Here is a 24,322-nt window from a genome sequence, read left to right on the forward strand (position 1 = left end):
CTTGGGTATTGGCGACTACCTCAGAATCGTCCGCCGCTACTGGTGGGTCGCTGTGGTCGTCACCCTGATGGGTGGCGGTATCGGATATGCCCTTGCGGCGACCAGTGTTCCGATGTACGAGTCCACCGCTCGGTTGTTCGTGAGCACCCAGGGTGGTACCTCGGTGGGCGAGGCGTACCAGAACAACCTGTTCTCCCAGGAACGCGTGGTGTCCTACGCCGGGTTGGCGACCAGCGAGCAGGTCGCAGCGCGCGCAGCCAACCAACTCAAGACCGGTATTTCGACCGACGACCTGCGCTCGCGGATCTCGGCCCACCCGGTGGACAAGACCGTGCTGCTCGACATCGCGGTGCGCGATCATGACCCGTCGACCGCACAGATGTACGCCAACGCCGTGTCCGACCAACTCGTCGAGGTGATCAGCGAGCTGGAGACCTCACGGCGCGGGGGCAGCCCGGCGGCCGGAGTGGTGGTGGTCGATGACGCCACCTACCCGCAGCTGCCGATCGGTCCGACGGTTCTGGCCCGGATACTGCTGGGCGTTGCGGGCGGGCTGGCCGCCGGCCTGGTTCTCACCATCCTGGTGGGTCTGCTCGACACCCGACTGCGGCGCACCGCCGCGGCGCAGGCCACGACCGACTCGCTGGTGCTGGCGACGCTGCCCGCTGATCCCGGCCGCGCCACCCTTGAGGTCGCCGACCTCGATTCCGGTGGGCCGTATGTCGAGCGATTGGCCGAACTGTGCACCAACCTGCAGTTCGCGCGGACCGCCGACGGTGGCAGGCCGCATGTACTGGCCGTCACCAGTGCCCAGCGCGGGGAAGGGCGCACCACCGTGGTCATCGATCTGGCCGCCGCGCTGACCGAAAGTGGGCACCGCGTCGTCGTCGTCGACGCAGACCTGCCCAACCCGGCCTTGGCCAAGCGACTGGGACTGACGGCCGAGCAGCTCTCGACGGCGCGCAGGCGCGGACTGAGCACGGTGCTGGCCGGCCAGCATGATGTTGCCACGATCCTCATTCCCGACGCGGGCGGGCATGGGTTCAGCCTCGTTCCCGCCGGACCGGTACCCAAGGGCGGCAGCCGGTGGTGGCCCGCCGGTGACGCCGACGACGCCTTGGCGGTGTTGCGCGACCAGTTCGACTACGTGTTGATCGACACCCCGCCGTTGGCGCTGAGCACCGAGGGTGCGTTCGTGGCCGGCTCCGGCGACGGTGCGCTCGTGGTGGTGAGATTGGGCCGGACCCGGCTTCCTGCGCTGCGTCGCGCGATCGCCACACTGCGGGCCACCCACACCGACATCGTCGGTACCGTGGCCACTTTCGAGAGCGGTCATCGCCGCAAGATCGCCGAGCACCGGCGACACCTGCAGCGCAGCTCGGCGCAGGCACCGTCCACCGACAACGCCGGCACACCGGACGCCGCCGACGTCGCGGCCGAACCTGCCGCGCTGTCTCGAGTCGGCAACCGGGAGCCGTGAGCGCCCGCCGGCGGTGGACGGCGGTCCCCGCTCTGATCGCGCTGCTGGTCGGGGGCTGCAGCCCGCCGCCACCCGCGGCGGAACCGAAGGTCATGCCCGGCACTGAAATCCGTGATCTCTCTCCGTCGTTCGCCGGTGCCCCGGACCTGCCGCCGCCCGACCTCAGCGACGACGGTCCGGGTTCGCTGGTCAGTGTGAAGCGATTCGGGCCCAATGCCGATCTCGACGAGGTCGACGCGACGGCGTTCCGGGTGGTCTACCGGTCGACGTCGGAGACCGGCGGACCCACCGACGTCTCGGGGTTGGTCGCGATCCCGCCGGGACCGCCACCCAAGGCGGGCTGGCCGGTGGTCTCCTTCGGCCACGGCACCTCCGGTGTGCTCAACCGTTGTGCCCCGACCAGTTACGAAAACCTGCTGGGCAACGCGCCCATGATCGCGGCGCTCGTGCAGAACGGCTTCGTGGTGGCCATGACCGACTACGAGGGCCTGGGCGTGCCCGGCTTCACCCATCCATACCTGGACTCGCGGGTGTTCGGCCGCAACATGATCGACGCCGTGCGGGCGGCCCGCCGGATCGACCCGCGTGCGGGTGAGCGGTGGGCGGCCTACGGGGTGTCGCTCGGTGGAATGGCCGCCTGGGCCGCGGCCGACCAGGCCGGCGGCTACGGGGGCGGACTGACGCTGGTGGGCACTGCCGCACTGGTGCCGGTCGCCGATATGACGGGCCTGGCTGATGCGGCGGCCAACGGTACGCTGACCCGCGAACAGATGCCGCTGCTGGCTTTCGCCCTCCAGGGGATGGCCTGGTCCCATCCGGATTTCGACCTCGCCGACTACGTGTCGGGCTATACCAAGGCGCACTGGGACGAATTGCTGGACTGCACGCCCGCCGATCCGGGCCGCTACACCGGCGTGGTCAACGGTATGCAGGCCTCGGACTTGCGCCCGGCCACACCGCAGGCCACGGCCCGGCTGCGGGCGCTGTTGCGGCAGATGGCATTGCCGCAACACCGGGCCACCGGCCCGCTGCTCGTCCAGTTCGGCACCATGGATCCGCTCGTCAACGACGACTGGACCAAAGCCGCCATTGGTAGTGCCTGCGCCCAGGGCGATGTGGTGGATTTCGAGGAACGGATCGGTGAGGGGCACGCCGATCTCGACTCGAGCCGGTCGTTGCCGTGGGTGAAGGCCCGTTTCGACGGCCAGCGTCCCTTCGACGGGTGTGTGGGACAGCGATGATGGAGTCGGTATCCCCGCCGCGGCTGCGCGACTACGTCACGATCCTGCGTGATTCCTGGTGGGTGATCCTGGCCGCCACCGTTCTGGCCGGAGCCGTCGGCTGGTGGGTGGCACACACCCGGGAGACGACCTACACCGCACAGGTGTCGGTGTTCGCTACGGTTCCCGGTGCCGCCGAACCCCGCAGCGCTTTCAGTGGGAGCCGCGACGCGCTCGCGAGGATGGAAGGCTATGCGGCTCTCGCTGTTTCGCGACAGGTTCTGGCCCGCACGATTGCCGATCGCCATCTGGCCACCACGCCCAGCCAGCTCGCCGAACACGTCCGCGCCGAGGTGACACCGGGCTCGGTCCTGCTCGCCGTCCGCGTCACCGACACCGATGAGCGGCAGGCGGTCGCGACTGCGGACGCGCTGGGCCGCAGCCTCATCGCGGTGGCCGGCGAACTGGAATGGTCCGGACAGGGGCCCACCGGTGCCCTGATCCCGGTCGGTGGCGCCGCGGCCACCCAGGTGCGGGCCGATGCCGGGCGTTACGTCGCACTCGGTGCCGCCCTGGGTTCTGTGCTGAGTTCGGTGCTGGTGCTGGCCAGGGGGATTCGCAGCGCGACGGTGCTGACGGTGGGACAACTCGACCACGTGGTCATCGATGCGATCGGAGACGGTAGGAGATGAACCAGACGAAATGGTGGCTCATGCCGATCTGGCTGACGGCGATGCTCACCCTGGTGTCATGTTCAGCACTGCCGCACCCGCCCGCCCCGGCCCACCCCGAGGTCGGTGCCCTCGCGATCCCCGGTGACTTCACCGGTTCCGGGCCCGGGACGCTGAAGTCCGCCGCGACGCTGCCGACCATCGACCGCCGCATCACCGCGGTATCGGCGACCGCCGCCCGCATCACCTACACCTCGGAATCGGGTATCGACGGCAGCAGCCAACTCGTGTCGGGCACGGTCTTCGTCCCGCGCGGGACACCACCGCAGGGCGGCTGGCCCGTGGTGGCTTTCGGACACGGATCGACCGGCGTCCAACACGATTGCGCGCCGTCGCTGTCTCCGACGCTGTTGGGCACCTCGGAGGTGGTGGTGCCGCTGGTGAAAGCCGGCTACGTGGTGACGGTGACGGACTTCCAGGGCCTTGGCCTCGACGGCACCTACCACCCCTATCTCGATGCCGGAACCGAGGGGCGCAACCTCATCGACTCCGTACGTGCGGCGCGAAAACTGGTGCCCGGCACCTCGACTCGCTGGGTGGCCTTCGGCGGCTCGCAGGGCGGCCAGGCCGCCTGGGCGGCCAACGAGCTGGCCGCCGGTTACGGCAGCGGGCTGGACCTGCTCGGTTCGGTCAGCCTGGTCCCGGCCACCGATCTGACCGGCCTGGCCGATGCGGCAGCGGCCGGCACGCTGACCGCTGACCAGGGCCCGCTCCTGCAGTGGATCCTCTACGCGCTGGCCGAGGAGAACCCACAGCTCAATCTCGACGACTACCGCCGCGGCATCGTCGCGCAGAACTGGGCCGTGCTGTCCTCCTGCTCACCCGACACCGCCGGCCAGCGTGCACAGGTCGCCCAACGCATCACCGCCGACGATCTGCGCCCGGCGACGCCAGCCGCCACCGACGCACTGCGCGGCTACCTGGCCCGGATGAGTGTGCCGCAACAGCGTTCCAGCGCACCGATGCTCGTTATCTATGGCGGCCGGGACAACCTGATCTCAGCCGCCTGGACCAAGCAGGCGCTCGACAAGACCTGCGCGATGGGCAGCACCGTCGAGTACTACCTGCAGCCCGACAAGGGCCATGGCGACATCGACGCCGCGGTGGCGTTCGACTGGATTCATCAGCGATTCGACGGCGACACCCCGCTGAATGCGTGCCCACCACGCGCCACCGACCAGACGCCGGGACAGGCCCGCCAATGACATTGCAGGACAAGCCCATCAGTGCCGAGGCCCCGGGCACCGCGCCGGCCGGTAAGCCGGCCCGGACCCGCATCGTCGGTCTGGACGGGCCACGCGGTCTGGCCTGCGCGGCGGTGCTGGTGCTGCACGTCAACGCCCACTATTCACCGAAGGTGATGGACAGCTTCAAACTGCAACTGCTGGGCCAGGCACTGGTGTTCTTCTTCGCCCTGAGCGGATTTCTGCTCTACCTGCCGTTCGTCCGTGCGATTCTCGCCGACCCCGGTACGGTCCGGCCACCCGACACCAGGGTCTTCGCGGTACACCGGGTCCTGCGGGTGTTCCCGGCCTACCTGACCATCTTCCTGATCAGCAGCCTGGTGTTCGGGGCGGTCTATCTGGAGAACGTGGCCATCCAGCCACCGGGGACCGATGCCGGCACCGGGCGGATGACAGCTCCTGGCGCCATCGTCGCCAACCTCACCCTGCTGCAAAGCTATCTGCCGCAGTACTTTCAAACCGGCCTCAACCCGTCCTGGTCACTGTCGCTGGAGTTGGTGTTCTACCTGTCGCTGCCGATCTTCGGGGCCCTCGCGCTGGCACTGCGCCGTCGCACCGGGCTGGCGCCGATCGGTATCGCGCTGCTGGCCCCGCTGACCCTGGTCGTCATCGGCGCGGTGGGCAAGGCGCTGGCGCCGGCGGTGCAGCGGGAGGTCGGCGTCTTCGACCCCAATCTCGCCGAGTGGGGGCCGAACTGGCTTGCGGTCTACAACCGCAGCTTCGTCTCGCTTGCCGACAACTTCGCCTTCGGGATGGTCGCCGCGGTGCTGTTCGCCGCGATCGCCTCGGGGCTGCTCACCGGCCACGTCGTGCGCCGGCTGCGGTGGTATTGCGCACCGCTGCTGGCGGTATCGGCGGCGGCCAGCCTGGCGCTGATCGCGGTGCACTCCCACGTCTCGAGCACCGCGGTGGCACTGCTGTCCGGGCTGGTGATCCTGTTCATCGTCGCGCCGCTGGCCCGCGGCGAACAATCCCGATTCGCCGGCGGCCTGGATTGGGCCCCGGTGCGCTATGTCGGGGAGATCTCGTTGTCGGTGTACCTGTGGCACTTTCCGGTATTGCTGGTGCTCGGAAGGTGGGGTCTGATGGCCGGTGACACCCTGGCCGGCATGCTCCGCAATGTGGCTCTGGTGCTCACTGTCAGCCTCGCGCTGGCCGCACTGACCCACCGGTTCGTCGAGAAACCGGCGATGGCCCTGGCGAAGCGATACCGTCGATGAGGATCAGATCCGTGGCGGTGGTCCTGGCTGCCGTGGCCGCCACCCTCGTGCTGACGGCGGCCGGCGTGGTGGCCTACCGCGCCGGCGCGAGCTGGCTGCGCGGCGGTGCCGGCGGTGCTCCGGCCGCGGTGAGTTCGGCCACGCTCGGCGGGTCCGGGCCCGGAACCTTGGTCAGTGCCATGACGATGCCGAATCTCACCGGCACACTGGCGTCCCTCGGGGTGCGCTCGGCCCGGGTGGTGTACCACTCGACGGAGGGCGACACCGGGGATCCGACGATCGTGTCGGGGACGGTCTTCGTTCCGAAAGGAACTGCGCCGCAGGGTGGATGGCCGGTGATCGCGTTCGGCCACGGCACCACCGGAATCCAGCAGCCCTGCGCCCCGTCGTTGTCGGACAACCTGCTGGGGCAGGCCCCGGTGGTGGCGGGATTCATCAAGCTCGGGTTCGCGGTCGCGTTCGCCGACTACCAAGGCCTCGGTGCGGCGGGTAACCATCCGTACCTGGATGCCAGGACGGCGGGACGCAACATCATCGACGCCGTGCGGGCGCTGCGGGCGACCTTTCCGGACGTGTCACGCCAGTTCGGTGCCTTCGGCGGTTCACAAGGTGGGGGTGCGGTGTGGGCCGCCGACGAACAGGTGGCCGAGTACGCGCCGGACCTGACACTGGTTGGGGCGGTGGCGCTGTCGCCGGCCGCCGACATGGTGGGCCTGGTGGACAAGGCGCAGCGCGGAACCCTCACCACCGACCAGCGCCCGCTGATGCAATGGGTGTTGGCATCGCTGGGCAGACTTCATCCCGAGCTGAAGCTCGACGACTTCCGCCATGGCGTGGCCGCGGCGAACTGGGATGCGTTGTCGGCGTGTGCAGGTGCCCTGGTGCACACCCGCGCCGAGGTCGCACCCGATATCGGTCCACTCGACTTCGCACCGGCCAGCCCGCGCGCCGCGGCCGCGCTCACCGGTCTGCTACGCGACTGGGCACTGCCGCAGCGACCGTTGTCCGCCCCGCTGTCTGTCGTGTACGGCACCGCCGACACCTACATCGACCCGGAGTGGACCACTCGAGCCATCGCCGAGGCGTGTGCCCGGGGTGGCACGCTGCTCTGGCGGCTGGAGGACGGTAAGGGCCATGCCGATGTCGACGCTGGCGATCAGATCGGGTGGCTCGTCGACCGGTTCCACCAGAAGCCAGTGGCAAACGGTTGCGTCAATTAAGCCGCAGACCGATTGCGGAGGCCGTCTCGCTGAAACATGTTGTGGAACACACTGCGTGAATGCTGAGCATCTCTGGCAAGGCGGCCTCTATCGTGCACTCCGCAAATAAATGTGCGACAGTATTCATTGCAACAATCGTCGCAAAGTGGCGTGTGCTGGTCGGGGAGATCGGACAGGCGTCGCATGTCGATAGAGTCAACTGTCGTCGGCAGTGCCACGGCCCGTGTGCCGTGGCGGTTGGGGTATGTGTCCCGGCTGCGCAAGGTGGACGCAGCCTCGGTCATTGCCGCGGTCTGCACCGCGCAGTGGCTGCGTTTCGATGTGGTTGCCGGATGGGGGAATTCGTTCAAGTCGATCGACTACACCGCTGTGTCGGTGGCGTTGGTGCTCACCTGGCTGGCGGCACTGACGATCTACCGGAGCCGGTCGGCGCGGATCATCGGCGAAGGTGCCGAAGAGTACCGCCTGGTGTTGTCGGCGACGCTGGCGCTGTTCGGCGCGATCGCCATCGTGTCGATGCTGCTCAAGTTGGACATCGCCCGTGGGTACCTCGCCATCGCCTTCCCGCTGGGACTGGTCCTCCTGCTGAGCGGGCGCTGGGTGGTACGACGCTCCATCGCGCGGGGCAGAAGGAAATTCGGCCGCTATGCCACGCCGGTGGTCGCGATGGGTCAGCTGGACGCCGTGCGTGAACTCGCCGAGTCGATGGCCCGCCAACCCGATTCGGGGTACGTCGTCGTCGGTGTCTGTGTGCCCGACGTTCCAGCCACCGATGCGGTGGCCATCGGCTCGGTGGGAGTGGTTCCGGTCTACGCCGGGGCCGAACTGTTGCGGGCTGTACAACAGACCGGTGCGGATGCGGTGGCGGTTACGGCCACGGAGCGTCTGGGCGCCAACGGGATTCGCGACCTGTCTTGGCAGCTGGAGAAACATGATGTCGACCTGCTGGTGTCGCCCGGCATGGCCGACGTGGCCAGCCCCCGCCTGCTCATGCGCCCCGTCGGTGGTCTGCCCCTGATCCACGTGGAGAAGCCGCGCTACAACGGTGCGAAAGGCTTCGAGAAGCGACTGTTCGACATCGTGTTCTCATCGGCGGTCCTGGTGCTGTCGCTGCCGCTGACCCTACTGGTGGCGGTGCTCGTCAAGGCCACCAGTGCCGGCCCGGTGTTCTACCGATCCGAACGAATCGGCTTGGATGGCAAACCCTTCCAGATGATCAAGTTCCGGACCATGGTCAGTGGTGCCGACCGGATGCTCGCCGACCTCAGTGCGCTGAACGAGAGCGAGGGTGGGGTGCTGTTCAAGATCCGCCGCGACCCGCGGGTCACACCGGTGGGCCGGGTCCTGCGCCGATACAGCGTCGACGAGATTCCCCAGTTCCTCAACGTCCTGCGCCGCGACATGAGTGTGGTGGGGCCGCGGCCGCCACTGCCCAGCGAGGTCGCCAGTTACGACGCACAGGTGCGGCGCCGGCTTCTGGTCCGACCCGGTATCACCGGTCTGTGGCAGGTCAGTGGTCGCTCGGACCTGCCGTGGGATGTGTCGGTGCGGCTCGACATCAGCTATGTCGAAAACTGGTCGCTGATGGCTGATCTCATGATCGTGGTCAAGACGGTGCGGGCCATGTTGCGCGGCACAGGAGCCTACTGACGGCCCGCAGCAGAAGGCCGGCTGCGGTGACGTGAAGGAGAAACACGCCGCCGCAGCCGGCCGGTCTGGTGGTACCGCCCCTAGTTGGCCGGCGGCAGCAGCACCGTGTCGATGAGGTACACCGTGGCGTTGGCGGTCTTGACGCCACCGCAGACCACATTGGCACCGTTGACGGTCAGGTGGTTGCCCGAACCGGCCACCGTGAGATCAGCACCCTGGACGGTCTTGTGAGTGCCGACCACCGCCGACGGAACGGCCTGACCCGCAACCACGTGGTAGGTCAGGATCGAGGTCAGCAGATCAGAGTTGGTCTTCAGCGTCTCGATGGTCGCCGGGTCGAGCTTGGCGAACGCCGCGTCGGTCGGGGCGAAGACGGTGAACTGTCCACCGTTGAGGGTGTCGACCAGGTTGACGTTCGGGTTCAGCTTGCCCGACACCGCAGCGGTCAGGGTGGTCAGCAGCGGATTGTTCGACGCCGCAACGGCAACCGGCGAGGCGGCCATGCCCGCGACCGAGCCCGGACCGGTGGGCACCTGCTCGGCGTAGGCCGCGCATCCCGGGCCGACCAGGTTGGCACCGGGATCGTCGGCTGCGGCGCTCGGGGCGAGCGCGAGGGACAGCCCGAGGGCGGTGGCGGCCGTGAGACCCGCGAACGAGCCAATCTTGTTGTGCACCGTAGTGTTTCCTTTCGTGTTGTGTTGCGCTGGGAGAGGTTCAGCGCGATACCGGGGAGCCGGCGCGGGATCGCCGACATTGCCGGGGATCAGCGACCCCGCGGCCGGCTCATGTGGGTAGTTACTGGGCCGGCGGCATCAGCACCGTGTCGATGAGGTACACGGTGGCGTTGGCCGTCTGGACACCGCCGCAGACCACGTTGGCGTTGTTGACCTTCAACTCGTTGCCGGACCCGGTCACGCTGACCGTCCCGCCCTGCACCGTCTTGTGCTCGCCGACGACCTGAGCGGGGCTGGCCTGGGCCGGAACCACGTGGTAGGTCAGGATGGAGGTCAGCAGGTCGGAGTCGGTCTTGAGCTTGTCGACGGTCGCCGGGTCGAGCTTGGCAAATGCGTCATCGGTCGGTGCGAAGACGGTGAACTGGCCGCTGTCGAGGGTCTGGACCAGGTTCACGTTCGGGTTGAGCTTGCCGGACAGGGCTGAGGTCAGTGTCTTGAGCAGCGGGTTGTTGCTCGCCGCCACCGTCACCGGGTCCTTGGCCATCCCGGCCACCGAACCGGGTCCGGTCGGCACCTGCTCGGCGTAGCTGGCGCAGCCCGGGCCGACCAGGGTGCCCGCCGGGGCGGCCGCGGCCGAGGTGGTGGTCGAGGTGGTGGCCGCCGTCGTGCTCGACGACTCCGCCGTGGTGGTGCTGCTCGACGAACATCCCGCGAAGAGGACGGCGGCTGCGGTGAGCCCGGCGGCGGTCAGTACGGTGCGGTGAAATCCCATCAGTGACTCCCTTGTCATTTTGGTATCTGCTCGGACCGACCGCGTCTTGATCGGCTGTACGCAAGGCATTCGGCGCGCCGCCGGGCGCGGACGGGTCAAGATCGGGCGGGTCACAAACGCGTCATAGTTCTTGCGACGCAGCAGGTGGCTACCGCCGCAGCAGAGCCGGTATCCGGGCGCGGCTGCGCACCAGCAGAACCGCCTGGCCGACGCCGATGCCCACCACAATGGCGGCGAGTACCCCGGCCAGTGTGCTGTCGAACAAGGCATAGACCTGGAAGTGTGTGAGGTAGATGAACAGCGACGATTCGGCCACGATCCCGGCCACCGACGTCAGCGCCGCGGGGACCGGGATGGCGGGCAGCCACACCAGCAGCAGCAACCCGGCCGCTACCAACAGCTCCCGGTGGCCGTTGCCGAAGTAGCCCGCGGTGGCCACCGCGATGACGGTGCTGACCGCCACCCGTTGCACCGTCGTGGTCGCCTTGGCCGCCGCCCAGCCGATGGCGAAGAACCAGAACGCCAGCATGGTGAACCACGCATCGCGGCCCAGCCCGAACCCCGGCAGGTCGTAACGCAGCGCCAGTCCCAGCGCCAGGAACGCCGCGGCGACCCCGAAGGGGTAGCGCCGCTCCAGCCGATCACTGATCGGCAGGCAGAACACCACCGTCAACGCCACCAAGGTCCATACCAGCACTTCGACGAACCACAACCGGCCCGCCGTCATACTGTCGTCCGGTCCCAGAACCTTTTGCAGCAGAAAAAGATTCGTCGCCGCATAATCATCAGTGAGCATCAGGGCGATCGCCACCCAGATCACCGAAGGGATGGCGATCCAGGCGATCGTGCTGGCCAGGTGGCGGACCCGCCGCCGTCGTGGCGGGTCGGCCAGACAGAACCGGGCGAAGTTGTAGCCCGCCACGCCCAGCAGGATGTGTGCCCCGCCCCACAGCTCGAAGAGCCCGGCATGAGAGCCGACGATGAGAACGATGGCCGCCGCGCGCAGGGCCACGCTGGTCTCCAGTGCGGCGGTCCACCGCGAGCTGGTCGCCGGCGGGATCTGCTGCAACTCGGCGATCGAACGGTCCTGCCAGTTCGGTGGCAGCCGGCCCAGGATGCGCTCGAGCTGGATGGACATTGCCACGTAGGACAGCGAATTGCCGCCCAGGCTCACAAAACTGCTCTGCGGTGTCACCGAGTCGGCCTCGACCTGCAGCACGTCGGCGAAGAGCAGCCGAAGGTCTGCCGGGCCCCCTGGGCCGGGATCGCGGACCATGTCGCGCAACGCCGGATAGTCGGGCTTCCCGGACGGCAGCACCGGAAGCTCGGGCAGTGGCACCGCGCGCACTGCGGCCACCGGCAGGCCGGCCGCGTTCGCGGTGCGCCGTTGCAGGTCCGCGGCGTCGACCGGCCCGGCCGCCGCCACCACCAGCCGGCCGTCGGCCTCCGTGCACATGGTTGCGACACCGGGTACGTCGACGGCGGATTCGAGCCGCTGCAGGTCGATGCGCAGCCCGTACAACTTGACGAAACGGCTCAGCCGTCCGATGACCTGATAGATCCCGTCACCCAGATGGCGAGCCACATCGCCGGTGTGCAGCGCATCAAGGCCGGCGCCGGCCGCCAAATCGGCGGGACCGTCCGCGTACCCCATCATCACATTGGGACCGTGGTAGACGAGTTCTCCGACATCCGGCTCGGTCCAGCCGTCCAGGGGTGCCAGGGTGAACGACCCGCCGGGTATCGGACGCCCGATGGCTTCGGGATGCGCGTCGGCCAGACTGGGCGGCAGGTAGGCCATTCGCGCCGTGGCTTCGGTGGCTCCGTACATCACGATGAAGTCGAAGCCCCGGCGCCTGCCCAGTTCGGTGTAGCGGCGCACCGCATCCGGGTGCATGCGGCCGCCCGCCTGGGTGAGGTAGCGCAGGTGGGGAAGGTCCATCGCGGCGAATCCGACGCGGTCGAGCAGCTCGAAGGTGTAGGGCACCCCGGCGAAGCTGGTCGCGCGGTGGTCGCTGACCAGGTTCCAGAACCCGTCGTCGGTGACGGACTGCTCGGTGACGATCAGCGCCGCCCCTTGCCGCAGGTGGCTGTGGATGACCGAGAGCCCGTAGCAGTACGACATCGGCAAAGTAGTTGCCGCCCGGTCATTTTCGGTGATTCCGAGATAGTCCGCGATCGCCTCGGCGTTGGCGGTGAGGTTGGCCGCCGACAACCGCACCAGTTTCGGGGAGCCGGTGCTGCCGGACGTGCTCAACAGCAGGGCCAGGTCGGGGTGCAGCCGGTGGCGGCTGTGCCTGCGACGCCGGCGGATGGTGGCTTCGGCGTCGATGACGACATCGGGGTCGTAGGTCTCCAACAGTTCGCGGTGGGTGCCGCCCGCTGAGACCGGAAGTGCCACATGGCCGCCCGCCAGTACGCCGAGGTAGGCGACGAGCGCGGGAACGGTATTGCGCACCTCGAGCATGACGAGCTTGCGTTCCGAGCCCAGCGCATCGGCCACCGCCGCGGTGCGGCGTGCCAGTTCGGTGTAGGTGAGCGTTTCGTCGGCGGTGGCGACCGCCAGACGGTCGGTGAAACCGGCCATCAGTTCGATGAGATCACGCACCGCAGCCCTTCAAGATCACCGGCCGGCCGACGATATCGATGTTGACCTTGGCGTGCAGGTCCGGACAACCAAAGCTGTGCTGGCGCACGGTGAGCAGATCCGACCCGCCGCTGGGCTCGATGCTCAACAGCACATCGGGGCCGAGGAACTCGGTGGCCACGACGGTGCCTACCGCATCGGCCGACGTGTCGGACAGTGCACTGGCGTAGAGCTGCTCGGGCCGCAGCATGATCGTCACCGGACCGTCCGAATACCCTTCGGCGCCAAGCTGTCCCAGTGTGCACTCCACGACACCGGCGCGAACGTTGCCCGGCAGGAACACGCAGTCGCCGAGGAATTCGGCGGTGAACCGGTCGGTCGGGTTCAGGTACAGCTCGCGTGGTGACCCCACCTGGGTGAAGCGGCCGCCCCGCAGCACGGCCACCTGGTCGGCTACCGACAACGCTTCCTCCTGGTCGTGGGTGACCAACAGGGTGGTCACGCCGGCGTCGGCCAGGGTGTGGGCCACCGCCTTGCGGGTGGCCGCCCGTAACCCGGTGTCCAGCGAGCTGAACGGTTCGTCGAGCAGCATGACCGCGGGCCGTCGTGCCAGTGCCCGGGCCAGCGCCACCCGCTGTTGCTGGCCACCGGACAATTCGCTGGGACGCCGGGAGAGCAGGTGCTCGTCGAGTGACACCATCGCCAGCAGGCGGGCGACCTGATCGCGGACTTCCGCACGACGCAGGCCCCCCTTGAGTCCGTAGGCGATGTTCTGACCGACGGTCAGATGCGGGAACAACGCACCGTCCTGCGCGACGTAGCCGACCGAGCGCTGGTGTGGCGGCATGCAACCCCCTGGTCCCGCCACCTCACGGCCGGCGATGGACACCGTTCCCGAATCCGGCGTCTCGAATCCCGCGATGATCCGCAGCAGCGTGGTCTTGCCGCAGCCGGACGGTCCCACGACGGCGGTCAGGCTGCCCTCGGCGATGTCGAGATCCAGTCCATCCAGCACTGGATGATCGAAATTCTTTGTCAGCGAACGGATGTGGAGCTGGCTCATAGCGCCGCCACCTTCGAGGACTGTCGGACCAGCAACATGGTGACCGGCAGGGCCAGCAGGACCATGATGGCGGCGTACGGCGCGGCCGCGGCGAAGTCGAGTTCACTGGCCAGCGACCAGAACCGCATCGACAACGTACGTGTTCCGGTGGGGGCCAGCAGCAGGGTCGCGGTGAGTTCGGTGGCCACGGCCACGAACACCATTGCCGCACCGGAGGCGGCGGCCGGCGCGGTCAGGCGCGCGGTGACGCGGGTGAACGTCACCGCCGGAGAGGTGCCCAGCGTCGCCGACGCCTCCTCGAGGCCGACCGGCACCTGGGCCAGCCCGGCCCGCACACTGACCAGCGCGCGCGGGATGAACATCAGCACATAGGCGCCCATCAGCAGCACGATCGTCTGGTACAGCGGTGCAGCGACGCGGATCGCGACGGTCACCAACGCCAGCGCGGTGACGATGCCGGGCAGGGAACTGGTGATGAAGTTGGCGCCCTCGACGAACCGCGCCAGCGGGCCGCGGGTGCGTACCGCCACCCACGCGACCGGATAGGCCAGGATGGTCGCCGCCAGCGCGCCGGCCGTCGCCAGACCGATCGTCTGTCCCAGGGCCGCACCGATATCGGCGGCGTCCCAGACCTCGGCACCCCCGATCCGCAGCCAGCGCACGATGGTCCAGGTCGGTACACCGACCGAGAGCACCGCCACCAGGCTCAGCGATAGCACCGCCACGGGGCGCATCATTCCAAGGCGCACGGGTGCGGCCGGCCGTGGGGAACCCGAGCCGACCCGGGCGAACTGGGTGCGGCCCCGGGCGGCGGCTTCGGCGACGAGCAGTGCCAGGCACAACAGGACCAGGACACCGGCCAGCATCGAGCCCGCGGCGCCGTCGAACGTGGCCTGGAACTGTTGGAAGATCGCCGTGGTGAAGGTGTCGAACCGCAGCATCGCGAAGGCCCCGTATTCGGCGAGCAGGTGCACCGAGATCAGCAGTCCGCCGCCGAGGATGGCCAACCGCAACTGCGGCACCACCACCCGCACGAACACCGCGGCCGACCCGGAGCCCAGCGAACGCGCGGACTCCTCGAGCGCGGGATCGAGTCGCTTGAGTGTGGCGGCGGCCGGCAGGTAGACGAACGGGAAGTAGGACAGTGTGGTCACCAGGACGGCGCCACCGAAACCGTGCAGTCCCGGTGCCACCCCCACCCAGGCGTAGGAGTTGACGAAAGCCGGGATGGCCAGCGGTGCCACCAGCAGCGGCCGCCACAGCGTGCGTCCGGCAACGTCGGTGCGCTCCACCAGCCAGGCGGCGCCGACACCGATCAGCACGCACAGCGGGACCGTCACGGCCACCAAACCGACTGTGCTGAGCAGCAATTCGGCGACCCTGGGTCGTAGGATCAGCTCGGCCGCCCTGGCCGGCCCGGTGCTGACGAATGCCCACGCCACGTAGCCGAGCGGGATGAACGTGACGGCCACCAGGCCCATGACGACGGCGGCGATCAGCGGGCCGGGCCGACGTCGGGCTCCAGACCGGTCGACCGCCGGGATCGGTGGGGCTGGTGCGACGGTCACCTACAGCAGGCCCGCCTGTGTCATCAGGTCCGATACCTGCTTGGGTTCCAGCGCGGAGGGATCGACCGTGGGCGGGTCGAGTTGGTCGAGGGGTTTGAGTGCGGGGTTGGCCGGCACGCCGCTGGCCACCGGATACTCCATCGACGTCCCGTTCTCCAGAATCTCCTGGCCGGCTTTGCTCGTCAGGAACTCCAGGAAGCGCTGGGCCTTGTCCTGCTTCTTGCTGGATTTCAGCACGCCGGCACCGGACAGGCTGAGGAACGCTCCGGGATCCTGATTGCCGAAGTAGTGCAGCGCGGTGTTTCCGCTCATCTCCTTGGTCTTGGCCTGGTCCCGGTACCAGTAGTAGTGGTAGATGATTCCGCCGGCGACCTCGCCGCTGTTGACGGCGCGCAGGGTGGCGATGTTGTCGGAGTAGAGCACCGCGTTGGCCTTCATCCCCGCCAGCCACTGGCTGGTCACGGCCGGCCCCTTCAGCTCGAGCAGGGCCGCGACGATGGCCTGGAAGTCGGCTTTCGGCGGCGGGGCGCCCCAGCGGCCCTTCCACTCCGGCTTCGCCAAATCCAGCAGCGACGTGGGCAACTGGTCGGCAGGCAGCTTGGCCGGGTTGTAGACGAAGACGGTGCTGCGCGCCGCCACCCCGGTCCATGCGCCGGAGGCGGGGCGGAACGGGGTGGGCACATTGGCGATCACCGCGGCATCGACCGGGGCGAACAGTCCGGCCCGCTCGACGGCGGCCATCGCGGGCGAATTCTCGGTGAGGAACACGTCGGCGGGGGAGTTGGCGCCTTCGGCGATCAGCTGGTTACCGAGTTCGGTATCACCGCCCTGCCGGTAGGTGACCTTGATCCCGGTTTCCTTGGTGAACTCCTCGATCCACTCCTTGGTCAACGACTCGTGCTGGGCGTTGTAGACGAGTAGCTCGTCGCCCCCGGCGGAGGAGGAGCATGCGGTGCCTGTGGCGGCCAGGACCGCCGCGAGGATCAGCGCCGCGGCGACCCGGACGGAGTTCCAGCACCGGCGCATGTCAGTCCCTTCGGTTGTCCATAAGGTTTGGCTAACCATACAACTACGGCTCGGGTGCATCGCCAGCAGACGGAAAGTCGCACGATTGCCCGCTCATCGGTGCGAGTTCGCGTCTGCTCACGAAAGGAACCTCGGGCACAGACGGCACAATGGGACGGTGAACTCCGCCAACCGTCTCCGGGTCCTGATCCTGGGTAGTACCGGCTCGATCGGCACCCAGGCCCTGGAGGTCATCGCCGAGAACCCGGATCGCTTCGAGGTCGTGGGCCTGGCCGCCGGTGGCGGTAACCCCGACCTACTGGCTCGCCAGCGCGCCGAGACGCAGGTGCGCGCCATCGCCGTCGCCAACCCCGAGGCCGCCGCGAAGGTCGGCGATGTCAGCTACACCGGACCTGACGCGGTCACCCGCCTGGTGCAGGACACCGAGGCTGACGTCGTGCTCAACGCCCTGGTCGGGGCGCTGGGGCTGGAACCGACACTGGCCGCGCTGGAGACCGGTGCCCGCCTGGCGCTGGCCAACAAGGAGTCGCTGGTGGCCGGCGGCCCGCTGGTGCTGCGCGCCGCCAAGCCCGGCCAGATCGTGCCGGTGGACTCCGAGCACTCCGCGCTGGCGCAGTGCCTGCGCTCCGGGCGCCCCGAGGAGGTCGCCCGGCTGGTGCTGACGGCCTCCGGCGGCCCGTTCCGCGGTTGGGCCGCCGCCGACCTGGCGTCCGTCACGCCCGAGCAGGCCGGCGCCCATCCCACCTGGAACATGGGCCCGATGAACACGCTGAACTCGGCGTCCCTGGTCAACAAGGGCCTGGAACTCATCGAAACCCACCTACTGTTCGGCATCCCGTATGACCGCATCGACGTGGTGGTCCACCCGCAGTCGATCGTGCACTCGATGGTGACGTTCACCGACGGCTCCACCATCGCCCAGGCCAGCCCGCCGGATATGAAGCTGCCGATCTCGCTGGCCCTCGGCTGGCCCGACCGGGTGGCTGCAGCGGCCGCCGCCTGCGACTTCAGCACCGCCTCCAGGTGGGAATTCGAGCCGCTGGATACCGCTGTGTTCCCGGCCGTCGACCTGGCCAGGTATGCCGGTCAGACCGGCGGATGCATGACGGCGGTCTACAACGCCGCCAACGAGGAGGCTGCCGAGGCGTTCCTGGCCGGCAAGATCCGGTTCCCGGCGATTGTGCGAACAATCGCTGACGTCCTGCACGCCGCCGACCAGTGGGCCGCCGAACCGGCTACCGTGGAAGAAGTACTGGACGCGCAGCACTGGGCCCGGCAACGCGCCCGTGCCGCCGTCACACAGGAGGTTGCGTCAATCCGATGATGTTCGCTCTCGGCATCGTGCTGTTCGCCCTCGCCATCCTCATCTCGGTGGCCCTGCATGAGTGCGGTCACATGTGGGTGGCCCGCGCCACCGGTATGAAGGTGCGCCGCTACTTCGTGGGCTTCGGCCCCACCCTGTGGTCGACCTTTCGGCCCAACAAGATCGGCTACACCGAGTACGGCCTCAAGGCCGTCCCGGCCGGCGGGTTCTGCGATATCGCGGGCATGACGTCGGTGGAAGAACTCGCCCCCGAGGACGAGCCGTACGCGATGTACAAGCAGAAGACCTGGAAGCGGGTCGCGGTGCTGTTCGCCGGCCCAGGGATGAACTTCCTGATCGGCCTGGTCCTCATCTACGCGATCGCGGTGATCTGGGGTCTGCCCAACCTGCACCCGCCGACCAAGGCCATCGTCGGCGAAACCGCTTGTGTGGCAGCCGAAGTCACCAAGGGCAAGCTCGAGCCGTGCACCGGCCCCGGCCCGGCGGCGATGGCCGGCATCAAGCCCGGCGACGCCGTCGTCAAGGTCGGCGACACCACCGTGAAGAACTTCGACGAGATGGTCGCCGCGGTGCGCAAGGCCTCGGGCCCCACGCCGTTCGTGGTGCAGCGCACCCAGAACGGTGACGTCTACGAGTTCACCACCAACGTCGACGTCGTGCCCACCCAGCGCTGGACCACCAAGGACGGCAGCAAGGAGTCCGCCCCGTCCAACGTCGGCGCCGTCGGTATCGCCGCCGCCAATTTCGGCCCCACGCAGTACAACCCGCTGACCGCGGTACCGGCGACCTTCGCCTTCACCGGCGACCTGGCCGTCGAACTGGGCAAGTCGCTGGCTGCCATCCCGACCAAGGTGGGTGCGCTGGTGCACGCCATCGGCGGCGGAGAACGCGACCCGGAGACCCCGATCAGCGTGGTCGGCGCCAGCATCATCGGCGGTGACACCGTCGATCACGGGTTGTGGGTGGCCTTCTGGTTCTTCCTGGCCCAGCTGAACTTCGTGCTGGGGGCGATCAACCTGGTGCCGCTGCTGCCCTTCGACGGCGGCCACATCGCGATCGCCTTCTTCGAGAAGATCCGCAACATGATCCGATCGGCGCGCGGCAAGGTCGCCGCGGCGCCGGTGAACTACCTCAAGCTGATGCCCGCCACCTACGTGATCCTGGTCGTGGTGGTCGGCTACATGCTGCTGACCGTGACCGCCGACCTGGTCAATCCGATCAGGTTGTTCCAGTAGTCGGCCCGAACCGTGGAGATGATGCAGTGACTTCGATAGGTCTGGGAATGCCCGCCCCGCCCGCTCCGGTGCTGTCGCCGCGGCGCACGACCCGCCAGCTCATGGTGCGCAACGTGGGCGTGGGCAGCGACCACCCGATCTCGGTGCAGTCCATGTGCACCACCAAGACCCACGATGTCAACGCCACGCTGCAGCAGATCGCCGAGCTGACCGCGGCGGGCTGCGACATCGTCCGGGTGGCCTGTCCGCGTCAGGAGGACGCCGACGCGCTGCCGGCCATCGCCAAGAAGAGTCAGATCCCGGTGATCGCCGACATCCATTTCCAGCCGAAGTACATCTTCGCCGCGATCGATGCCGGCTGCGCTGCCGTGCGCGTCAATCCCGGCAACATCAAGGAGTTCGACGGCCGGGTTGCCGAGGTGGCCAAAGCCGCCGGCGCCGCGGGTATCCCGATCCGGATCGGCGTCAACGCCGGCTCGCTGGACAAGCGCTTCCTGGAGAAGTACGGCAAGGCCACGCCGGAGGCGCTCGTCGAGTCCGCGATGTGGGAGGCCTCGCTGTTCGAGGAGCACGGCTTCGGCGACATCAAGATCAGCGTCAAGCACAACGACCCGGTCGTGATGGTCGCGGCCTACCGGTTACTGGCCGAGAAGACCGACTACCCGCTGCATCTCGGGGTGACCGAGGCCGGACCCGCCTTCCAGGGCACGATCAAGTCCGCGGTCGCCTTCGGTGCACTGCTCTCCGACGGCATCGGCGACACCATCCGGGTGTCGCTGTCGGCGCCGCCGGTCGAAGAGGTCAAGGTCGGCACCCAGATCCTGGAATCGCTCAACCTGCGCCCGCGCGGCCTGGAGATCGTGTCCTGCCCGTCCTGCGGACGCGCCCAGGTCGACGTCTACTCACTGGCCAACGAGGTGTCGGCCGGCCTGGACGGCCTCGATGTGCCGCTGCGCGTGGCGGTGATGGGTTGCGTGGTCAACGGTCCGGGCGAGGCGCGTGAGGCTGACCTCGGGGTCGCGTCCGGCAACGGCAAGGGGCAGATCTTCGTCAAGGGTGAGGTCATCAAGACCGTCCCCGAGGCGCAGATCGTCGAGACCTTGATCGAAGAGGCGATGCGACTTGCCGAGCAACAGCGCGGCACGGATGCATCTGCCAGCGGTTCTCCGGTGGTGACCGTAAGCTGAGCGGGTAGCCCGCGCAGCGGCTTTCACCTCCGCAGAAAGTAAGCCCATGTCGGCACCGCCACTGTTCCGCCTGGTCGATGAGCGACGGGTGTCGGTGGCACGTGATGCGGCGGCGGTAGACCGGGTGCTGGCCGACGATCCGGTGGGCTCCTGCATGGTGGCTGCCCGTGTCGCCGAGCACGGTGTCGACCCGCAGGCCATTGGTGGCGAACTCTGGACGCGCAGGCGCGCCGAGGAGTCGCTCTGCTACGCCGGGGCCAACCTGATCCCGCTACGCGGATCGCAGGCTGACCTTTTCGCATTCGCGGACAAGGCGATGAGCTCCGCGCGGCGCTGTTCCTCGTTGGTGGGCCGGGCCCAACTGGTGCTGCCCATGTGGGACCGGTTGCAGCACGCGTGGGGTCCGGCGCGCGACGTGCGCGACCGGCAGCCCTTGATGGCCCTTGGTGTGCGGCCCTCGTGCGCCCTCGATCCGGCGGTGCGCCGGGTGCGGATCGATGAACTCGACGCCTACCTGGTGGCCGCGATCGACATGTTCATCGGGGAGGTGGGGATCGACCCGCGGATCGGTGACGGCGGCCGGGGTTATCGCCGCCGCGTGGCCAGCCTGATCGCGGCGGGCCGGGCGTTCGCCCGCTTCGACCATGGCCAGGTGGTGTTCAAGGCCGAGGTCGGCTCGCAGTCCCCGGTGGTGGGCCAGATCCAGGGCGTCTGGGTGCATCCCGAGTACCGCGGCCGGGGACTGGGGACCGCCGGGACGGCGGCGGTGGCCGCATCGGTGGTGGACGGCGGCCGGGTCGCCAGCCTGTACGTCAACAACTTCAACACCGTGGCCCGGGCGGCGTATGCGCGGGTGGGTTTCGCCGAAGTAGGGACGTTCGCGACCGTGCTGCTCGACTGACCGTCGGTCGGTTTGGGCGTTGGCGCCATAGCGGTTTCACGTGCCGCGCTGAGGTTGGTTGCCGTCGTTCCGGTGCGCCTCCGACCGGACGGGGTCACAGACTCATAACATCTGTCCCAATGGCTACATGCACCTCACTAGCAACACGAGTCACAGGCGCGCTGTCGGTGCTCTCGGTGGTGGTGGCGTCCGCAACGCTCTCGGCGTGCACGCCGCGCCCGGACGGCCCCGCCCCGACCGCCCAGCAGTTCCTCGCCGATCTGGCCAAGGGTGACACCTCGTCGGCGGCGCAGCTGTCCGACCGGCCGTCCGACGCCCAGGCCGCGCTCAACGAGGCGTGGGCCGGGCTGCAGGCCAAGCATTTGGACGCCCAGATCCTCAGCACGCGCTACGCCGAAGACACCGGCAGCATCAACTACCGCTTCACCTGGCAGCTGCCCAAGAAGCGCACCTGGACCTATGACGGTGTGCTGCAGATGATCCGGGACGAGGGCACCTGGCGAGTTCGCTGGCTGGCCAGCGACCTGCACCCCAAGCTCGGTGAGCATCAGACCTTCGCGCTGCGGACCGACCCGCCACGGCGCGCATCGGTCAACGAGCTCGGCGGCACCGACGTGCTGGTGCCGGGCAACCTCTACCGCTACCAGCTCGACGCCGCCCGGGCCGGTGGTGACCTGATGTCTACCGCGCGGGTGGTCGCCGACCAGCTGCGCCAGTTCGACAACACCCTCGACGCGCAGCGCCTGGCCGAGCAGTCCAGCTCGTCGAGCAAGGCGCTGGACCTGATCACCTTGCGGCCGGCCGACCATGACAAGGTCGCCGGGGCGCTCGACGCGTTGCCCGGTGTGGTCGTCACCCCGCAGGCCGACCTGTTGCCCACCGACGACACGTTCGCTCCCGCGATCGTCAACGAGGTCAAGAAGTCCGTCGTCGACGAGCTCGACGGCGAGGCCGGCTGGCGGGTGGTCAGCGTCAACCAGAATGGCAATGACGTCGACGTCCTCAACGAGGTGGCCGCCCAGCCGGCGCCCTCGGTCTCGATCACCCTGGACCGCTCGGTGCAGAACGCCGCCCAGCACGCCGTCAACATGCAGGGCCGCAAGGCGATGATCGTGGTGATCAAGCCGTCCACCGGCGAGATCCTGGCGGTGGCGCAGAACGCGGCGGCCGACGCCGACGGTCCGGCCGCCACCACCGGCCTCTACCCGCCGGGCTCGACCTTCAAGATCATCACCGCCGGCGCGGCCATCGACCGCAACATGGCGACCCCGAACACTCTGCTGGGCTGCCCGGGCCAGATCGACATCGGCAACCGCACCATCCCGAACTACAACAAGTTCGACCTGGGCACGGTGCCGATGGCCAAGGCGTTCGCCAACTCGTGCAACACCACGTTCGCCGAACTGGCCAGCCGGATGCCGCCGACCGCACTCACCGTGGCCGCCTCGCAGTACGGCATCGGCCCCGACTACACCATCGACGGGCTGACCACCGTCACCGGCACCGTGCCGCCCACGGTGAACCTCGCCGAACGCACCGAGGACGGTTTCGGGCAGGGCAAGGTCCTGGTCACGCCGTTCGGGATGGCTCTGGCCGCGGCCACCGTCGCGGCGGGGAAGACGCCCACACCGCACCTCATCGTCGGCAAGCAGACCACCGAGACGGGCGATCATCCGCAGATCAGCCCGGCGATGCTCGACGGTCTGCGCGACATGATGCGCCTGGTGGTCACCAACGGCACCGCCAAGGACATCCTGGGCTCCGGCGATGTCCGCGGCAAGACCGGTGAGGCCGAGTTCGCCGGCGGCTCGCATGCCTGGTTCACCGGCTACCGCGGCGATATGGCGTTCGCATCCCTGATCGTCGGCGGCGGCAGTTCGGAGTATGCCGTGCGGATGGTCAAGATGATGCTCGACGAACTGCCCGCGGACTATCTGGCCTGATCGGCTGCCACCAGGTAGAGCTGCGAGATCCGGCTGACGTACTCGCGGAAGTAGGGCAGCGACTCGGCGCCGACGATGCCGCGCAGCACGACCCGCCACACTTCGGCCAGGTAGGTGAACACGGTGCGGTCGGTGATCGCGACGATGCCGGAGATGCCGACGATCGCGGCGCGGATCGTATCGGCAACCTCGACAGCATCGACATCCTCGAGGACGTCCCCTTGCCGCTTGGCCGCTTCCACTGCGTCGACGAACAGCGCCCTGCGCGAGACGAATCCCGCCGTGTCGACCGCCTTGCCGACCGGCATCGTCAGGCGCAGATGATGTCCGGCCTGGACGAGCTCGTCTGTCCGCAGGCACTCGGCTACCGCAAACGACGATCGGATCAGGTTTTCCAGCGCGGATGATTCCGAGTCGAGCAGGATGGCCGCCACGATGTCACGGATCCGCTCGGACCCCTGCGCGACGATCGCCGACGCGACGGACTCCCTCGTGGAGAAGTGATAGTAGAACGCACCCTTGGTGACCCCCGCCTTGGCGAGGATGTCCACGATTCCGGTGTCGCCGTAGCCCACGCCGTTGACGAGTTCGACGGCCGCTCCGATGATCGCGTCGCGGGTTGCCTGAGCCCGTGCCTGCATGTCGTGCCTCTGATCGGGTCGGTAGCTGTCGTTGACGATACCGTCAGAGGTGTGAGTTAAATGGCGTCATGGACAACGCGGCACCGCTCGACAAGCAGGCCGTGCTCGACGCCGCGCTGGCCGAGATCATCACCGTCGGGATCGACAACTTCACCGTCGAGCGCGTCGCCAAGCGGCTCGGCGTCGACACCGAGGTGATCACCAGGATCTGGGGTGACCGCCGGGTGTTGCTTCTGGACGCCCAGCTCAGCAGCTCAGCGCGGCGGGTGCCGATTCCCGACACCGGCACACTGCGCGGTGACCTGTTGGCGCTGGTGCAATCCCAGATCGAACTGTCCGAGACCGTCGGCGGCCGGCGGGCACTTCATCGGTTCCTCGCCGCCGCCGGCGATGCGGACCTGTCGGAGGTCCGCGCGGACTTCTGGCGGGTCCGGCTCGGCGAGCTCACCGTGGTGCTGCGCCGGGCCGCCGAGCGCGGCGAGCTGCGCGACGACGTCGACGTCCTGGAGGCGATGAAAGTCTTCTCCGGCGCCTCGCTGTTCGACGTGGTGTTCGTCGATGCCCCGATCAGGCCCGAATTCGTGACACAACTGCTGGACATCTTCATCCGGGGGATCAGCAAGACGCCGGTCTGAG

Annotated in this window: 20 protein-coding genes; 13 read left to right on the forward strand and 7 right to left on the reverse strand. The window is 68.4% G+C overall.

Annotation, left to right across the window (positions count from 1 at the left end; all coding sequences use genetic code 11):
* The first annotated feature begins 1 nt into the window (after nucleotide 1).
* The 7 genes from G6N35_RS02570 (at nucleotide 2) to G6N35_RS02600 (ending at nucleotide 8,765) form a co-directional block, all read left to right on the forward strand.
* The gene (locus G6N35_RS02570; protein ID WP_163802825.1) at nucleotides 2–1,480 is read left to right on the forward strand and encodes a tyrosine-protein kinase domain-containing protein; all 1,479 of its coding nucleotides are present in this window, start codon (nucleotides 2–4) and stop codon (nucleotides 1,478–1,480) included.
* The gene (locus G6N35_RS02575; protein WP_246224174.1) at nucleotides 1,477–2,721 is read left to right on the forward strand and encodes a lipase family protein; all 1,245 of its coding nucleotides are present in this window, start codon (nucleotides 1,477–1,479) and stop codon (nucleotides 2,719–2,721) included. Before G6N35_RS02570 ends, G6N35_RS02575 begins: the two co-directional genes overlap by 4 nt.
* Nucleotides 2,721–3,392, forward strand: a complete 672-nt coding sequence (locus G6N35_RS02580; RefSeq protein ID WP_163802826.1) for a YveK family protein — start codon at nucleotides 2,721–2,723, stop codon at nucleotides 3,390–3,392. The genes G6N35_RS02575 and G6N35_RS02580 overlap by 1 nt, the downstream gene beginning before the upstream one ends.
* Nucleotides 3,389–4,636, forward strand: a complete 1,248-nt coding sequence (locus G6N35_RS02585) for a lipase family protein (RefSeq protein ID WP_246224175.1) — start codon at nucleotides 3,389–3,391, stop codon at nucleotides 4,634–4,636. Before G6N35_RS02580 ends, G6N35_RS02585 begins: the two co-directional genes overlap by 4 nt.
* Nucleotides 4,633–5,895, forward strand: a complete 1,263-nt coding sequence (locus G6N35_RS02590) for an acyltransferase family protein (RefSeq protein WP_163802827.1) — start codon at nucleotides 4,633–4,635, stop codon at nucleotides 5,893–5,895. Before G6N35_RS02585 ends, G6N35_RS02590 begins: the two co-directional genes overlap by 4 nt.
* Nucleotides 5,892–7,115, forward strand: a complete 1,224-nt coding sequence (locus tag G6N35_RS02595; RefSeq protein WP_163802828.1) for a lipase family protein — start codon at nucleotides 5,892–5,894, stop codon at nucleotides 7,113–7,115. The genes G6N35_RS02590 and G6N35_RS02595 overlap by 4 nt, the downstream gene beginning before the upstream one ends.
* A gap of 183 nt (nucleotides 7,116–7,298) precedes the next feature.
* Nucleotides 7,299–8,765 carry a sugar transferase gene (locus G6N35_RS02600; protein WP_163802829.1) on the forward strand — a complete coding sequence of 489 codons (1,467 nt, stop codon included), beginning with the start codon at nucleotides 7,299–7,301 and terminating at the stop codon, nucleotides 8,763–8,765.
* 80 nt (nucleotides 8,766–8,845) lie between these two features.
* On the opposite strand, the gene G6N35_RS02605 is transcribed toward G6N35_RS02600, so the two are convergent.
* The 6 genes from G6N35_RS02605 to G6N35_RS02630 form a co-directional block, all read right to left on the reverse strand.
* The gene (locus G6N35_RS02605; protein WP_163802830.1) at nucleotides 8,846–9,439 is read right to left on the reverse strand and encodes a fasciclin domain-containing protein; all 594 of its coding nucleotides are present in this window, start codon (nucleotides 9,437–9,439) and stop codon (nucleotides 8,846–8,848) included.
* Between the two features lie 121 nt (nucleotides 9,440–9,560).
* Nucleotides 9,561–10,211, reverse strand: a complete 651-nt coding sequence (locus G6N35_RS02610; protein ID WP_163802831.1) for a fasciclin domain-containing protein — start codon at nucleotides 10,209–10,211, stop codon at nucleotides 9,561–9,563.
* 148 nt (nucleotides 10,212–10,359) lie between these two features.
* A complete protein-coding gene (locus G6N35_RS02615; protein ID WP_407664500.1) occupies nucleotides 10,360–12,819 on the reverse strand; it encodes an AMP-binding protein in 2,460 nt (819 codons plus the stop codon).
* Nucleotides 12,812–13,861 (reverse strand): ABC transporter ATP-binding protein, encoded by a 1,050-nt coding sequence (locus G6N35_RS02620; RefSeq protein WP_163802832.1) that lies wholly within the window; start codon nucleotides 13,859–13,861, stop codon nucleotides 12,812–12,814. Before G6N35_RS02620 ends, G6N35_RS02615 begins: the two co-directional genes overlap by 8 nt.
* Nucleotides 13,858–15,342 (reverse strand): ABC transporter permease, encoded by a 1,485-nt coding sequence (locus G6N35_RS02625; protein ID WP_163807429.1) that lies wholly within the window; start codon nucleotides 15,340–15,342, stop codon nucleotides 13,858–13,860. The genes G6N35_RS02620 and G6N35_RS02625 overlap by 4 nt, the downstream gene beginning before the upstream one ends.
* An 87-nt stretch (nucleotides 15,343–15,429) precedes the next feature.
* Complete coding sequence (locus tag G6N35_RS02630) at nucleotides 15,430–16,455, reverse strand: iron ABC transporter substrate-binding protein (protein ID WP_163802833.1); 1,026 nt, start codon at nucleotides 16,453–16,455, stop codon at nucleotides 15,430–15,432.
* Nucleotides 16,456–16,612: 157 nt separating this feature from the next.
* Between G6N35_RS02630 and dxr the strand changes: the two genes are divergently transcribed.
* The 5 genes from dxr to G6N35_RS02655 all read left to right on the forward strand — a co-directional run bounded on the left by dxr (nucleotide 16,613) and on the right by G6N35_RS02655 (nucleotide 23,045).
* The gene (gene dxr, locus G6N35_RS02635; protein ID WP_246224177.1) at nucleotides 16,613–17,779 is read left to right on the forward strand and encodes a 1-deoxy-D-xylulose-5-phosphate reductoisomerase; all 1,167 of its coding nucleotides are present in this window, start codon (nucleotides 16,613–16,615) and stop codon (nucleotides 17,777–17,779) included.
* The gene (locus G6N35_RS02640; RefSeq protein WP_163802835.1) at nucleotides 17,776–19,014 is read left to right on the forward strand and encodes a M50 family metallopeptidase; all 1,239 of its coding nucleotides are present in this window, start codon (nucleotides 17,776–17,778) and stop codon (nucleotides 19,012–19,014) included. The genes dxr and G6N35_RS02640 overlap by 4 nt, the downstream gene beginning before the upstream one ends.
* Before the next feature lie 47 nt (nucleotides 19,015–19,061).
* A complete protein-coding gene (ispG, locus tag G6N35_RS02645; protein WP_163802836.1) occupies nucleotides 19,062–20,201 on the forward strand; it encodes a flavodoxin-dependent (E)-4-hydroxy-3-methylbut-2-enyl-diphosphate synthase in 1,140 nt (379 codons plus the stop codon).
* 46 nt (nucleotides 20,202–20,247) lie between these two features.
* The gene (locus G6N35_RS02650; RefSeq protein ID WP_163802837.1) at nucleotides 20,248–21,102 is read left to right on the forward strand and encodes a GNAT family N-acetyltransferase; all 855 of its coding nucleotides are present in this window, start codon (nucleotides 20,248–20,250) and stop codon (nucleotides 21,100–21,102) included.
* A gap of 119 nt (nucleotides 21,103–21,221) precedes the next feature.
* Nucleotides 21,222–23,045 (forward strand): penicillin-binding transpeptidase domain-containing protein, encoded by a 1,824-nt coding sequence (locus G6N35_RS02655; protein ID WP_163802838.1) that lies wholly within the window; start codon nucleotides 21,222–21,224, stop codon nucleotides 23,043–23,045.
* On the opposite strand, the gene G6N35_RS02660 is transcribed toward G6N35_RS02655, so the two are convergent.
* A complete protein-coding gene (locus G6N35_RS02660; RefSeq protein ID WP_163802839.1) occupies nucleotides 23,033–23,686 on the reverse strand; it encodes a TetR family transcriptional regulator in 654 nt (217 codons plus the stop codon). The genes G6N35_RS02655 and G6N35_RS02660 overlap by 13 nt on opposite strands.
* Before the next feature lie 68 nt (nucleotides 23,687–23,754).
* On the opposite strand from G6N35_RS02660, the gene G6N35_RS02665 reads away from it, so the two are divergent.
* The gene (locus tag G6N35_RS02665) at nucleotides 23,755–24,321 is read left to right on the forward strand and encodes a TetR/AcrR family transcriptional regulator C-terminal ligand-binding domain-containing protein (protein ID WP_163802840.1); all 567 of its coding nucleotides are present in this window, start codon (nucleotides 23,755–23,757) and stop codon (nucleotides 24,319–24,321) included.
* Nucleotide 24,322 lies beyond the last annotated feature (1 nt).

The sequence above is a fragment of the Mycolicibacterium anyangense genome (assembly GCF_010731855.1).
GTDB lineage: Bacteria > Actinomycetota > Actinomycetes > Mycobacteriales > Mycobacteriaceae > Mycobacterium > Mycobacterium anyangense.